This window comes from Prosthecobacter sp. GW821-HT29F12, from assembly GCF_058803405.1.
The window spans coordinates 3,695,722-3,710,187 of sequence record NZ_CM179517.1; the positions used below are offsets into that span (position 1 = coordinate 3,695,722).

General features: G+C 59.5%; 10 protein-coding genes. 4 read left to right on the top strand and 6 right to left on the bottom strand.

The genetic code is table 11. From position 1 onward, the window contains the following. Window positions 1-5: 5 nt before the first annotated feature. On the top strand, window positions 6-1,514 hold the full coding sequence (locus tag AC3RLQ_RS15210) for a DUF7133 domain-containing protein (RefSeq protein WP_493038483.1): 1,509 nt from the start codon (window positions 6-8) through the stop codon (window positions 1,512-1,514). A gap of 19 nt (window positions 1,515-1,533) precedes the next feature. Here the strand turns inward: AC3RLQ_RS15210 and AC3RLQ_RS15215 are convergent, their stop codons facing one another. Both AC3RLQ_RS15215 and AC3RLQ_RS15220 read right to left on the bottom strand, forming a co-directional pair. Continuing rightward, window positions 1,534-2,109 carry a hypothetical protein gene (locus AC3RLQ_RS15215; protein WP_493038485.1) on the bottom strand — a complete coding sequence of 192 codons (576 nt, stop codon included), beginning with the start codon at window positions 2,107-2,109 and terminating at the stop codon, window positions 1,534-1,536. Window positions 2,110-2,174: 65 nt separating this feature from the next. Then, window positions 2,175-2,801, bottom strand: a complete 627-nt coding sequence (locus AC3RLQ_RS15220) for a M23 family metallopeptidase (protein WP_493038487.1) — start codon at window positions 2,799-2,801, stop codon at window positions 2,175-2,177. Between the two features lie 121 nt (window positions 2,802-2,922). Here AC3RLQ_RS15220 and AC3RLQ_RS15225 point away from each other — a divergent pair, with 121 nt between their 5' ends. Then, window positions 2,923-4,341, top strand: a complete 1,419-nt coding sequence (locus tag AC3RLQ_RS15225) for a DUF362 domain-containing protein (RefSeq protein WP_493038489.1) — start codon at window positions 2,923-2,925, stop codon at window positions 4,339-4,341. Here AC3RLQ_RS15225 and AC3RLQ_RS15230 read toward each other — a convergent pair. The 3 genes from AC3RLQ_RS15230 to purD are packed head-to-tail and all read right to left on the bottom strand — an operon-like array spanning window position 4,330 to window position 6,169. Beyond that, window positions 4,330-4,638, bottom strand: a complete 309-nt coding sequence (locus AC3RLQ_RS15230) for a type II toxin-antitoxin system RelE/ParE family toxin (protein ID WP_493038491.1) — start codon at window positions 4,636-4,638, stop codon at window positions 4,330-4,332. The genes AC3RLQ_RS15225 and AC3RLQ_RS15230 overlap by 12 nt on opposite strands. Further along, window positions 4,635-4,871 carry an addiction module protein gene (locus AC3RLQ_RS15235; RefSeq protein ID WP_493038493.1) on the bottom strand — a complete coding sequence of 79 codons (237 nt, stop codon included), beginning with the start codon at window positions 4,869-4,871 and terminating at the stop codon, window positions 4,635-4,637. Before AC3RLQ_RS15235 ends, AC3RLQ_RS15230 begins: the two co-directional genes overlap by 4 nt. 47 nt (window positions 4,872-4,918) lie before the next feature. Beyond that, on the bottom strand, window positions 4,919-6,169 hold the full coding sequence (purD, locus tag AC3RLQ_RS15240; protein WP_493038495.1) for a phosphoribosylamine--glycine ligase: 1,251 nt from the start codon (window positions 6,167-6,169) through the stop codon (window positions 4,919-4,921). Between the two features lie 91 nt (window positions 6,170-6,260). On the opposite strand from purD, the gene AC3RLQ_RS15245 reads away from it, so the two are divergent. Continuing rightward, window positions 6,261-7,805, top strand: a complete 1,545-nt coding sequence (locus tag AC3RLQ_RS15245; protein ID WP_493038497.1) for a DUF1549 domain-containing protein — start codon at window positions 6,261-6,263, stop codon at window positions 7,803-7,805. A gap of 3 nt (window positions 7,806-7,808) precedes the next feature. Here AC3RLQ_RS15245 and AC3RLQ_RS15250 read toward each other — a convergent pair whose 3' ends face one another. Beyond that, a complete protein-coding gene (locus AC3RLQ_RS15250) occupies window positions 7,809-10,727 on the bottom strand; it encodes a M28 family peptidase (protein ID WP_493038499.1) in 2,919 nt (972 codons plus the stop codon). Between the two features lie 104 nt (window positions 10,728-10,831). Here AC3RLQ_RS15250 and AC3RLQ_RS15255 point away from each other — a divergent pair, with 104 nt between their 5' ends. Then, a complete protein-coding gene (locus tag AC3RLQ_RS15255) occupies window positions 10,832-14,419 on the top strand; it encodes a PVC-type heme-binding CxxCH protein (RefSeq protein WP_493038501.1) in 3,588 nt (1,195 codons plus the stop codon). Window positions 14,420-14,466: the final 47 nt, after the last annotated feature.

The window sequence follows — 14,466 nt, forward strand, 5'->3', positions numbered from 1 at the left end:
CTGCCATGAAACGCTTTTTCATTCTTTCCCTGCTCTGCACGCCGCTTTTCGCCGCTGATCCGGTGGAAGCTGATTTCTACAAGATCACCACTTTTGAAACACCGAAGGAGACGGCGATGGAGGTGGGCTCCATCGACCTGATGCCGGATGGCAAGCTGGCACTGGGTACGCGCCGAGGTGAGATCTGGATCGTCAGCGGTGCTGGCAGCAATGATGCCTCCAATGTGAGCTACAAGCTGTTTGCTTCGGGCCTGCATGAGGTGCTGGGCGTTGCGTACAATCCGAAGGACAAGAATCTCTATGCGACCACGCGCTATGAGATCACCCGGCTCAAGGACACCGACAATGATGGACGCGCGGATGTTTTTGAAAATGTGAACGACAACTGGGGCGTGTCCGGCGACTACCACGAATACGCCATTGGCAGCCGTTTTGACAAAGCTGGGGACCTTTGGGTGACTCTGTGCCTGACGGGGTCTTTCAGCAGCGCGGTGCCGTTTCGTGGCTGGGCGCTGCGGATCAAACCTGATGGCACCATGGTGCCCACCTGCTCCGGCATCCGCAGCCCGGGAGGCATTGGTTTCGATGCGGATGGCGAAGTGTATTACTGCGACAATCAAGGACCGTGGCATGGCTCATGCACGCTGCAGCATCTGGTTCCTGGCAGCTTTCAAGGACATCCGGGCGGCAACATCTGGTATGATCTCGCCCCGAACATGGGACCACGTCCGATCGACCCGATCCCTGAAGCCTTTCAAGGTGACAAAGGCCGCAAAGACAAACGCGAAGGAGGAGATCCTGACCGCATAGTGACGGAACGTGAGCGCATCAAGCAACTCCTGCCGCCGGCGGTTTATCTCGTGCACGGCAAGATCGGCAACTCCGCCAGCGCCATCATCTGCGATCTCAGTGCGGGCAAGTTCGGCCCCTTCAGCAAGCAGCTTTTCGTGGCGGATCAAAGCCACAGCAATCTGAGCCGCGTCTATCTCGAAACGGTGAACGGCATCAAGCAGGGGGTGGTCATTCCCTTCCGCAGCGGCTTTGCCAGCGGCATCATCGGCGGACGCATGGATGAAGAAGGCCGAGTCTTCGTCGGAGGCAGTGACCGAGGCTGGGGCGCACGTGGTGGAAAGCCCTTCTGCTTTGAAAAGTGCGAGTGGACCGGCAAGACGCCCTTTGAAGTGCATGAAATGCACGCGAAGTCGGACGGCTTTGAGATCACCTTCACGCAGCCCGTGGACCCAGCCACCGCCGGTGATTTGAAGAGCTACAGCATGCGCGAGTTTACGTATGCGTATCGCGAACAATACGGCGGCGATGAAGTCTCAGAAATCCTGCCCAAGATCACCGCCGCAACCGTCGCCGCAGATGGCAAATCCGTGCGTCTGGCGATCTCGCCACTGACCAAAGGCCATATTCATGAGTTGCATCTGGATGGAGTGAAGAGCACTGAAAAGCTTCCTCTGCTGCACAAGGTGGGCTATTACACGCTGAATGAGATTCCTGCGAAGTAGGAGGGACTGCCCCCCATTCTCACTTCATCGGTTTTGCCTTGGGCACATCCATCAGTTTCAAGGATGACTCGGGTTCTTGCACCTGGAGTTGCATGGGCGCTGCAGGCTCCGCACGCCGCACTTCCACAATGGGAATGCTGCGGGTTTGCAACGGCAGTTCTGCACGCTTCACCTGCTCTCCCGCCATTGGCTGAGGTGGCGCGGCAGTGGGCAGGACGGCGCGACGGACCTCCATCTGCTCCTCGGCAGCAGCCACAACTACCGGCGCTGTGTAGTTTTTCACCGCTGCGGTAATCAGGGCTGCACGAGCGGGTGCGAGATCCATCGCCGTTTCGACAATTTTGCGCACCTGGGCTGGATCTGCATTTACAGCATCCATGGCGGCGGTGACTATCTCTGCGGCGCAGGCTTCGTGGATGATCAGCGCTTCTTCCAGCCGCATCACCAACTTGTCAGGCTCCATGCGGATCGAAGTGAAGAGCTCCCCGCAAAGTGTCTCGCAGGTGACCTGGGCCGGAGTCGATTTCACTGGCTGAGCGAGCCCTGGTGTGGTCACCAGGACAAGCAGACAGCAAAATGCACGGGTCAAACGCATGGGTTGAAGAAGCTTCAAGAATGACGGATTCAAATGGGCTTCCTTCAAATCATCTTTTGGGGTTTTTAGTCTTTTTCTGGCGGTGGGTTCAGAAAGTCTGCTTCAGCACCCCGATGTGCTCGAATGAACTGTTCAGGTGCGACGCGGTTCAAGGGAGTATCAGCATATCCTTGGCCAGGATTCACATAAGGACCAAGCCGCACTTCGAAATGCAAATGTGCCAAATAGGCACCCTCAGCCGTTCCCACCGTGCCGATCTCATCGCCGCGCTGCACCAGCTGGCCGACTTCTACTCGGATCGACTGCAAATGCGCATACATGGTCTGGATCACCGGACCAAGTTCATCACTTTCAGGCAGGCGATGGGCAATGAGGATCATTTTGCCCCAACCCGGTCCTGGAATGCCCGCATACACCACGCGCCCGGCTCCTGAGGCGTAGACCGAAGCGCCCAAATCCGAATTGCCGCCGCCGATGCCGTTCAAGTCATCGCCAAGGTGCCGTGAAATGCGAAAAGGCCGGGCATTGTAGATGAGGGCGCCGTGCTCAGACCCCATGGGCATGTCAAAACGGGTGGCAATAGGCAGGGTGGCGACTTCAAGCGGAGTCAGCCGAACGAAGGCCGGATCGAGCGGCGTGAGTGAATGGGAGGGCGAGACCCCAAACCGCAGCCAGATCATGACGATGACCAACGCCGTGAGGGCGAGGGTCAAAAGCACGCACATGATCCGCATCAATGTCTGCATGAGGGAGATTCGAGGGCTGCGGGAGCGTTGCAAAGGGAACGTGCCGCTCTTAAATAGCTGGATTCCTGTGAACACGCTCTCCCCTTCCTCGTTCGGCGCCCCCAAAGTCTCCGTCTTCAGCGGCCAAGCCAGCTATGACGATGCCGATGCCCTGCGGCAGCAGATTGAAGCCGCGATCAATGCACTGGAGCTCTCTGCGGACTTCATCACTCCGGGTGACCGTGTGGTCATCAAGCCGAACTGGGTGAAGGAGCACAATGCCAGCAAACCAGATGATGAAGGGGGCTGGCTCACGATCATCACGCATCCCGCCGTCGTGCGCGAAGTCGCGCGCTGGGCCGCGAGGAAGCTGCAGGGACATGGATCTGTGACGCTGTGTGATGCGCCACAGAGTGACTCATCTTTTGCCACCATCCGCCGTCTGCACCGTCTGGATGATCTCATCACTGATCTCACGAAGGAGTTTCCGGGGGTCGCGTTTTTGCTGTTCGACATGCGGTGTGAGGAATGGACGATTGATGATGGGGTGACCATCGCCAAACGAGAACTGCCGAGTGATCCCTCCGGGGCTGTGGACATTCATCTGGATGCGGACAGCGAATTTCTGGGGCATCCTGGCCTGGGCAAGCTGTATGGAGCGTCGTTTGATTTCGCCACGACGAACCGGCAGCATACCGACCCGCATCATGAATACCGCATCTGCCGCACGCCGATGAATGCGGACGTGCTGATCAATGTGCCGAAGCTCAAGACGCACAAGAAAGTCGGTCTCACCGTGGCGCTGAAAAATCTGGTGGGAACCACGCCGCGCACGAACTGGCTGCCGCGCCATACGGAGGGTACGCCAGCGGAGGGTGGAGATCAATTTGCCGAATCTACCGCCAAGCGGGCGCTGGAAGGCACGCTGATGCGCACTGCCAAAAAGATCCTCTTCGGGCGCTTTTTCCTCTCCAAGCTTTTCGTGCCGCTGAAGAAGCTGGGGCGTGTCATCTTCGGAGACACCAAGGAGGTGGTTCGCTCAGGCAACTGGCATGGCAATAACACGGCCTGGCGCATGATCCTGGATCTGCATAAGTGCTTCTTCTACTTCGACGGGCGCGGCGTGCGGCGCGACAAACCGCTGCGCTACCTGACGATTGTGGATGGGATCATCGGCGGTGATGGCGATGGTCCGATGTCATGCGATCCTGTGGCCAGCGGTGTCATCATCGCGGGGACGCATCCGGTGGCGGTGGATTGTGTGAGCGCGCAGCTCATGGGGCTTAATTGGAAAAAGACCCGGCTGCTTAACGATGCTTTCGCCATTCAGCGACTGCCGATCACGGGATTTGCGCCCTCAGACATCACCGTCGCATCCAACAAGCCTGAATGGACCGGACCCTTTGAGCAGATGAAGCATTGTTTCGAGTTTCAATGCCACTTTGGCTGGGCCGGGCATCTGGAGAGTGATGAGAGGCTGGCGAAGATGGGGAAGTCAGCGGTCTGATCCCGAACGTTGCTTCCAATAATCAGGATGTTGGCTCGCATGCGCTACCGCAGCGATGATGATTCGATCACCCCGTATGAAGTAGGCGACGTAATATGGGAAACCCTTCAAGTTCACCCGCCTGAAACCACCTGCCCGCTCATTCCAATGCAGCGGTGAACGGGCAATTGCTACACATGCGATTTCGACTAGTTGGCGGAAGCGGAGGCCTAGATCGGGATCGCAGGATTGGTAGTAGCGAGTGGCCTCTTCCACCTCGCGAAACGCTTCGGGGAGAAACTCGAAGCCGCCATTCATCGGCCAGGAGCTATAACGGCAAGGCGGGCAAAAACCTCCGAAGCAGGAACCGTCTGGGAAAGCCCAGCATCAAAGCGATGAATGCGTTGTCCGATCTCTTCCTCCCAGGCAGCCTCCGTCCCCTCGTCAACGTTTGGCTCCACGCTGACAAGCAGCTGTCGCGCAAGGATCAGGCGCTCGTCGCGAGTGAGCACCAACGCATCTCTGGCAACAGCATCAAGTGTGGCAGGCATGGCTGAATGCTAATCAAACCGGTCCGCTTTGTCGAATTCCAAATGTCTCACTCAAAGTGCATCTTGCCGATGTCCGAGCGGCGCTGCAGGCCATCAAAGGTGATCTTGGTGCTTTCGGCGTAGGCTTTTTCGCGGGCCTCCACGCGGGTCGCCCCCTGAGCTACGACAGCGAGCACGCGGCCGCCGTTGGTTTCAAACTGGCCGGCGGTGTTCTTCTTCGTGCCGCAGTGATAGACGCGGGCGCCGCTCACAGATTCCAGTCCGGAGATGACATCGCCATTGCGCGACGAGGCGGGATAACCGGCGCTGGCGCTGATGAGGCAGATGCTCCAGCCGGGGGCGAATTGAATGAGGGCTGGCTGCAGATTGCCCTTCGCTGCTTCTAGCGAGTAGGTGGCGAAATCACCGCGCAGCATGGGGAGAACGGCTTCGGCTTCGGGATCACCGAAACGGCAGTTGTACTCAATCACCTGCGGACCGGCGGGAGTGAGCATGAGGCCAAAATAGAGGAAGCCGCGGTATTTCAGGCCGTCCTTCAAGATGCCCTGCACGGTGGGCTGCACGATCTCGCGCTCGATGCGCTGCATGAGTGCGGGGTCTGCGAGTTCAAGAGAAGCCACCGCGCCCATGCCGCCGGTGTTGGGGCCCTGGTCGTTGTCACGGATGCGCTTGTAATCGCGCGCGGGCATGAGGATCTGGTATTTGTCATCGCACACGGAGGCGAAGATGGAGATCTCGGGGCCGGTGAGGCATTTCTCCACAAGCAGATCGCCGGAGCCGAAGCAGCGCTTTTCCATGACATCATCGACGAAGGTCTCGGCCTCGTCCTTGGCGGTGCAGACGGCGACGCCTTTGCCCGCGGCTAGGCCGTCGAACTTCAGCACGATGGGCATTTCCGTGAGGGCGGCCTTGGCTTCAGCAGCGGTGGTGCAGATGGTGAAATCTGCGGTGGGGATGCCGTGGCGCTTGAGGAATTTTTTGGCGAAGGTCTTGGAGGCTTCGAGCTGGGCGATCTCTTTCCGGGGGCCCCAGCACGGGATGCCGGCCTCGGCGCAGAGATTGGACAGGCCGCTGTCTTTCACGAGCAGTGCTTCTTCACCCGCCATGCAGAGGTCGATGCTGTTCTGTTTCATCCAGGTAATCAGCTCTGGAAGCCCGGCCACATCCACACGCGTGGCCAAGGTGGCGATGGCATCGCTGCCCGGGTACGCGAAGAGTTCGTGCTTCTGCGGGGATTCGCTGAGTGCGGTGATGAGCGCGTGTTCACGACCGCCTTTGCCTGTAACGAGGATTTTCATGGGGGGTGTTTCTTAGCGCGGCCCGTGGTCTGCGCAAGCTTGCACGAATGGCAGGTTCTAAGAACTTGGGGGGCCAGCCGTTGCAGCCAGCATGAAATGCTGCCTGCCCGTCTGCGCCCTGTTGATTTCCTGCGTGCCTGAGAAAGGAGGCAAGCAGGCGGATTCGCCCGCAGGGATGCCCGACACGATCCAGCAGGCGGCCGACCAACTGGATGCTGCGCTAATGCATGATTACATGCTGATGTTTGAGAAGCGGCTGAAGAGTCCGCACTCAGGCGCAGCGCCGATGCTGCCACCGGCGGCGAATGACACGACCTTTCTGCGGCGGGCGTGTATTGACCTGGCAGGAAGGCTGCCGCGAGCCGAGGAGGTGCACGCATTCATTGCTGACAGGTCACCTGACAAACACGCAAAACTGACTGATGCGCTGACACGTGAGCCGGGCGCGGCGGAGGTGCGCTTTCGGATGCTGGCCGAGGCGTTTCGAGTGAAGGACTACGAATACAAAACCATCGAGTGGCTAAGACAGGCGGTGACGGAAGACCGCCCATATGCGGAAATCGTGGCGCACTTGATCGGGGGCTGGCATGTGGCCGAATCTGGAGAGAGCGATCCGAGGCGCACGAGTGCGGAGGCCGCCTACACGGTGCTCGGTGAGAACCTATACTGCGCGATGTGCCACGACCATCCTTTCAATGACCATACGCAGCACGAGTTTTATGCCTTTGCCGCGTGTTTCACGGGCCAGAAGGAGATGAGGCTGCCACTGGACTACAAGTACCGTAAAGGCAAACCCGGAGAGGTGATACAACCGCGTACGCTAGGCCTGGGCTGGTCGCGGGAACTGCGAAGTGATCAGGACAAACTTGTCCAGGTGGTCAAATGGATGACGGAGGAAGAGCCGAGCAGGCGCTATGCGATGGTGGCGTCTCTGCGGGTGTGGAGCGGACTGTTTGGTATGCCGGGGCAGGAGGTGGACATGACGGTGGGCGGGGTGGATGATGCGCCGCCGTGGCATGGCTTTCATGGAGAGAACACGCCTGATCACTATCACCGGAGCTGTTTTGATGGATCGCCACGCGGAGCGGCCACGTGGATGGGACTGCAGCTCAATTCTGCGAGCGATTTCACCCAAGCGACCAAGCTGTTGACGGAAGAGTTTCTGAGGTGTGGCGGGCGACTGGCGGAATTTCAGCGCATCCTGGCGCGTACGGAGGCGTACAGGCGTTCCGGCATCGACTACAACTCGAACTGGAGAGAGTGCTATCTGGCACCGGCACCGCAGATCCGCAGACTGCCTTCCGAAGTGATCTGGAAAACGCTCACGGCTGAAGACGACAGCCAGCTGCCACAGGTGCCGGAGCCCGAGCACCCGCTGCGCATGCTGGGCCGTGGCACGCGCGAATACACGGATGAAAGCCGGACGCCGCTCTCGCATGAGCTGGTGCGCTTCATGATGAATGACAAGCTCATCGGTCGAGCGACAGCGAAGGCGGGCGATGCCGAGAGAATGTTTCTGGAGCTGCTGGGACGGAAGCCGACCGAGAGCGAGCAGGTGGTGATCCAACGCAATGCAGCGGCGAACAGGGACGTGGCGTGGGCGCTGCTGAACACGAAGGAATTCATGTTCAGGTAGGGATCAGTCCCGTGAGCCGGGGATGATCTTCATTTCGACTTCTTTACCCTCGCGCTGCACGCTGATGGTGGTTTCCTTGCCGATCTTGAGATCTCCCATGACGTAGGTGTAGTCGTAGATGTTGGTGATGTCTTTGCCGCCGAGTTTGATGATGATGTCACCGGCTTTGACGCCTACTTTGGCAGCGGGGCCAATGGGGGAGACGCCGCTGAGTTTGACGCCTTTGATGTCGCCTTGGGCGTAGTCGGGGATGGTGCCGAGGTAGGCGCGGAGGCCGGTGCGGGCTCCCTGATTTTTTGGGGCCTCCATGGCGACATAGTCAGGTGCGGGATCGGTGGTGGCGATGCCACGGGCGATGAGACCCATGAGCTTGGCAATCTTGACGGCGTTAACGTAGTCGATCTTGTCCGCCGTATCGCTGGGCATGTGGTAGTCGGCATGGGAGCCGGTGAAGGCGTTCAGGGAGGGGATGCCTTTCAGATAAAACGCAGTGCTGTCGGTGGGGAGGTGGGCGTCGTTCTGCGTGGTGATGGGCAGACCGATGGGTGCGTTGCGCTTTTCGATTTCCTTGGCCCAAATGGAGCTGCTGCCAAGTCCCTGCATAACGAGCGTCTTTTGGAAGCGGCCAATCATGTCCATGTTCAGGCAGGCGGCGAACATGCCGGTGAGTTTCGCGTTGGGATCGCCCTTGATCATCTTGGCGTAGGCTTCGACGAAATGGTTGCTGCCGAGAAGTCCGAGTTCCTCACCACTCCAGGCGGCGAAGATGATGTCGCGTTTGAGGGTGAGCTTGCCCTGCTTTTTCAAGTCGGCGAGCCACTGGGCGATTTCGAGAACGGCGGAGGTGCCGGAGGCGTTGTCGTCGGCACCGTGGTGGATTTTGTTCACTTCATCGCCCTTCGCGCGAGAGTTTGAGCCGCCGCTGCTGCCGAGGTGGTCCACATGCGCGCAAACGATGAGCGGCGCGACGTGAGGGTCGGGCTTGTCGCTGTAGGGCAGCACACCGAGAACGTTGCGGCCTTTTTTCTTCTCCTGCTGAATGACGATGTTTGCGGTGAGCGTGAGCCCTTTGCAGTCGATTCCCCCCATTAGATCGCCGTTGTCGAGCTTGTCCTGGAGTTCCTTGAGGTTCTTGCCGGCGCTGGCGAGCAACTTGTCTCCCACGGCATCGGTGATGCTGATGGCGGCGATGCCGCTGGTGGCGAGGGAGGCATCAAACGTGAGCGGGGAGAGCTGCTGCACTACTTTGGAATTGGGCCCGCTGACGACGATGAGACCGCGCGCGCCTTTCTGACGTGCGGTGAGCGCCTTGTAGCGCAGGCTGGCGTAGCGGCTGAGATCGTTGCGGCGCTCCTGCGTGATGCCTTCGGGCAGGTAGCGGAAGACGAGGACCCATTTGTCCTTCACGTCCAGATGTGCGTAGCTGCTGTAGGTCTCGATCTTTTTGCCATCGTTGCCGGTGGCTTCGTCTGGGGTTTCGATGCCGTAACCGGCGAACACGATGCCTGCGGGTTTGACCTCGCCGTTTTGGGAGAAGGAGAGGGGCTTCCAATCCACATCGACTTTCAAACCACTGCCGTTGAGCTTGAGTTCATTCCCCTCACCAAGGGCGACGCCGGCGGTGAAGTCGAAGTTGTCGAAGTAGGTGTCGTCGTCGCCCATGGGGGCGAGGCCGATCTTTTGGAAGACGTCTGCGACATACTGGGTGGCGAGTTTTTCACCTTCCGTGCCGGTGAGGCGGCCGCCGAGGGCATCGCTGGCGAGGTAGCTGACCTGCTGCTTCATGTCTTCGGGACGGATCTCGGCGGCGGTGGCAGAGAAGTCGGGTTCGGGAGTCTTGGCGACAACCGCCAGCGGATCGGTCTTGAGCCCGAGCGCGGTGAGTGCGTGATCGTGGTCCCAGTCCGCGAGGTAAATCTGCGAGGCTCCACCTGCCCCGCGACCGCTGGTCCAGGAGAGTTTTTTGCCATCTGGGGAGAAGACGGGGAGGCCATCGAAACCGTCGGTGGTGGTGACGCGCACGGGGTCGTGCTTGCCTGCGGCATCGACGATGTAGAGTTCGAAGTTGGCGAAGCCGTTCAGGTTGGTGGTGAAGATGAGGTACTCGCCGCTGGGGTGGAAGTAAGGGGCCCAGCTCATGGCACCAAGCTTGGTGATGGGTTTTTGATCGCTGCCATCGGCGTTCATGGTCCAGACCTCGGCCACATCTCCCTTCGGGGTGAAGCGGCGCCAGCAGATGCGTTTGCCATCGGCGCTGAAGAAGGGGCCGCCATCGTAGCCGGGGGCATCGGTGAGGCGCTTCACGTTCGAGCCGTCGGCATCGGCGGTGTAGATCTCCATGAAGTACTGTTTGTCGATCTTCAGGCGTTCTTCGTCCTCCTTGCTGAGCTTGCCTTCGTAGGCCTGACGGTTGCTGGCGAAGACGATCTTTTTGCCGTCAGGAGAGTAGTCGCCCTCGGCATCGTAGCCGCGGGTGTGGGTGAGGTTTTTGAGGGATTTGTCCACGAGCGAGTATTCCCAGATGTCGTAGTGCTCGTCGTAGTCCCAGGAGTAGCGGCGCACCTTGGCGTTCTTGCGCTCCTCATACTCAGCGGCTTGCAGCTTTTTCGAGTCGGGGTCGGTGTGGGTGGAGGCGAAGAGTACGCGTTTGCCATCGGGATGGATCCAGGCGCAGGTGGTCTTGCCCATGCCGGGGGAGATGCGCTCCTGATCGCCCGTTTCGAGATCCATCAGGTAGATTTGATAAAACGGGTTCCCCTCTTCGCGCTCGGACTGGAAGATCATCTTCTTGCCATCGGCGGAGAAGTAGCCCTCCCCCGAGCGTTTGCCCTCAAAGGTGAGCTGGCGGGGGGCTGTAATGAAATCCGCCTCGGTCTGGGCAAAGACGGCAGTGGAAAGGAAAAGGAAGGCGAGCAGGCGCATGGTTTGGGATAAAGAACATACGTCTGGCAGGGATGTTTGCAGAAACTTTGCGCATGCATCCGGCTCGAATCCGCGTTTGATCCGCCCCGACCTTTTTTCCGACCATGCGTTTACTCCCCCTGCTCGCTCTATTTCCCCTGCTGGTTTCCGCCGCCGAACCGGTGTCTCTGTTTGATGGCAAGACGCTCAAAGGCTGGGAGGGCGAAACGACGAAAGTCTGGCGGGTGCAGGACGGAGTGATCGTGGGCGGGTCGCTGGAGGGGAATCCGCAAAACGAATTCCTGACGGCGAAGAAGGTGTACCGAAATTTCATCCTGCGGCTGGAATACAAGCTGGAGGGCACCGAGGGCTTTGTGAACGGCGGGGTGCAGTTCCGCAGCGTGCGCATTCCGCAGCCGCCGAATGAGATGAGCGGCTATCAGGCGGACATCGGCGCAGGTTACTCGGGCTGCCTGTATGATGAATCGCGGCGGAAGAAGATGCTGCTGCAGCCGGCGAAGGAACTGATCGAGAAAGCCGAGAAGCCGGGCGAGTGGAACACGTATGAGATTCGGGCCGAAGAGCAGCGCATTCAGTTGTTTGTGAACAAGGTGCGCACGGTTGATTACACGGAGCGGGAGCCGGGCATTGATTTGAAGGGGCTCATCGCGCTGCAGATCCACGGCAAGTGCAAGGCGCAGATTTCGTTCCGTAACATCACGATTGAAGCCCTGCCGGACGCGATGGTGCCTGAGGAGAAGGATGTGCTGAATCGCTTTGGAAATCCGGGAGCTGCGGTGGCTAAACATGAGGCGTTCAAGGATGGCAAATTTGTGCTGGAGCAGGACGAGGTCATCGTCATGGCGGGCCAGGAGAATCTGGTGCGCGAGCAGAAGGTGGGCGAATTTGAAGCGGTATTCGGCACGGCTTTTGCAGCCAAGCAGCCGCGGTTTCGCTCGATGGCCTGGGAGGGCGACACGGTGTATGAGCAGTGGCGGGATTTGAATTTCGGCGACTGGAAGGCGCAGCTGGATGCAGCGGGCGCGGGCATTGTGATCGCGCAATTTGGCCAGACGGAGTCGTTTGATGGCGTGAAGCGGCTGGCGGAGTTCAAGTCGGCTTATCATCGGCTACTGGACCAGTTTTCCGCGCAGACCAAGCGTTTGGTGCTGGTGTCGCCAATGCCGTTTGAAAAGCCCACGGCATCCCATGCACCGGATCTGACACAGCGGAATGAGGATGTGAAGGCTTATGCCGAGGCGGTGCGCGAAGTGGCAAAGCAGCGCGGGGCGATCTTTGTCGATCTGTTCACTCCTTTGTCGATTCCGGCGGCGAAAGCACGCATCACCGACGATGGCCTGCATCTGAATGCAGTGGGACTGCGCGTGGTGGCGCGGGAGATTGCTCAGCAACTTGGGGCCTCATCGAGTGAGGCAGATGACCTCACCGCGCTGAAGGCGGCGATTGTGGAAAAGAACCGTTTGTGGTTCGACTGCTGGCGTCCGGCGAACTGGTCGTTCGTGTACGGTGATCGCGTCACGCAGATGTTTGGCAAGCCGGCGCAGGATGCGCCGTCGCTGCGCGAGAGCTTTGAAGAACGCAAGCCGCTCGTAGCCAAACTGGATGCACGCATTCATGCGCTGGCCAAGGGCGAGAAGGTGCAGGATGAGCCGAAGCCTGAAGTCAAAGTGGTGACGGAGACGGTGCTGACGCCGGAGCAGCAGATGGCCTCCTTCAAGGTGGCTGAAGGTTATGAGATGAACCTTTTCGCTTCTGAGGTGGAAGGCGTGGCGAAGCCGACGCAGTTCTCCTGGGATGAACGCGGCCGCCTGTATGTGGCCTGCTCACCCACGTATCCGCAGACCCGGCCGGGCATCAAGCCATCTGATTTCATCCTCATTCTGGAAGACACGGATGGCGATGGCAAGGCGGACAAGTCCACGCGCTTTGCGGAAGGTTTGACGATGGTACAGGGCGTTGAGGTGGGAGCGGGCGGCGTTTATGTCTGTGACTTCGACCAGATCGTGCATCTCAAGGACACGAACGGCGACGGCAAGGCGGATGAGAAGACGGTGCTATTTTCGGGTTTCGGTATTGGCGACACGCATCAACTCGCGAACTCGATCTGCCACGGTCCGGATGGCGCGTTGTGGTTCACGCAGGGATTGCATGCCTTTTCACGGGTGGAAACGGCCTGGGGGCTGGCACGGCTGGAAAAAGCGGGGGTGTGGAAGCTGAATCCGCGAACACAGAAGATGGCGGCCTACTTCAACGGCGGCAAGGCGGGGCACAACTGCTGGGGCGTGGCGTTTGACGACTACAACCAGGTCTTCCACAAGAGCGGCGACCGCCCGGTGGGCTATTACAGCGTGCCTGGACTGGTGGCGCTGGCAGATCCTGATGAATACCACCCCACCGGGGCGTTGTTTGACTCGAATCCCAAAACGAACAGCCTGGAGTTCATCGGCACGAAAGCGCTGCCAGATGACATCCAGGGCTGCGCGCTGATCGGCGGTTACTTTGGCAATGTGGTGGAATTGCACCGCCTGGAAGATGATGGCTCCGGCTTCAAGAGCACTCAGCTGCCGAAACTGGTGAAATCGAGCGACACTTCGTTTCGTCCGGTGGACGTGAGCATCGGGCCGGACGGCGCGATGTATCTGTGTGACTGGTTCAATCCGGTGATCGGACACTATCAGGCGAGCTATGCAGACCCACGCCGTGACCGCTCGCATGGCCGCATCTGGCGCATCACGGCCAAGGGCCGTGCACCGGTGAAACAGCCGAAGCTGGCGGAGATGAAACCGGCGGAACTGCTGGAGCAGCTGAAATCATCGGAGCGGTGGACGCGCTACCAGGTCAAGCGCCTGCTGTTTGATGCACCGACGGCGGAGGTGCTGAAGGCGGCCGATGAGTTCATCGCGAAGAATGACGACGAACATTTGCTGATGGAGGTCTGCGGTGTGTATGAATCGCATGAGTCGCCGAACGCGGACCTGGTGAAGCGTTTGCTCAAGGCGAAGGACGCGCGGGTGCGGGCCTATGGCGCAAGAGCGACGGATTCGCTGGAACTGCTGACCCAGGCTGTGCGTGACAAGAATCCGCGGGTGCGTCTGGAGGCGGTGGTGTCCTGTGCTCACGTGGCCAAGCCCGAGGCCGTGGAGGTGGCGGTGCAGGCGCTCGACAAGCCGACGGACCGGTTCATTGACTACGCACTCAAGCAGGTGGTGAAGAGCCTGAAGCCACAGTATGTGCCGGTGATGGCAAAGCTTACTTTTGGCGGCAATGCCAAACAGGCCGAGTATGTAAAGAAGATCGCCAGCGCAGCAGCCGTGGTGGATCATCCGGGAAAGGCGGTGTATGACGCGCTCTGCCTGAACTGCCACCAGCCTGAGGGCAAGGGCTTGCCGGGCATCTATCCTTCCATCGCCGGCAGCGACTGGGCGGCCGGAGATCCGGCGCGCCTGATCAAAATGCTGACTCATGGCCTGAGCGGGCCGATCCGCGTGAATGGCGAGGAATTCAAGCAACTGGCACCGCTGCCGATGCCTCCCATGGGGCTGAACGACCAGCAGGTGGCCGATGTGCTGAGCTATTTGAGGGCCAATTTCAGCAATCAAGCGCCCGCCGTGACACCCGAACAGGTGAAAACCGTGCGTGCAGCCACGGCAGACCGCACCGCCTTGTGGACAGAAAGCGACCTGGCAAAGTAAAAGGATTCACGGCTAGCATTGAACTTGCTGCGATTTAAGGCATCGAA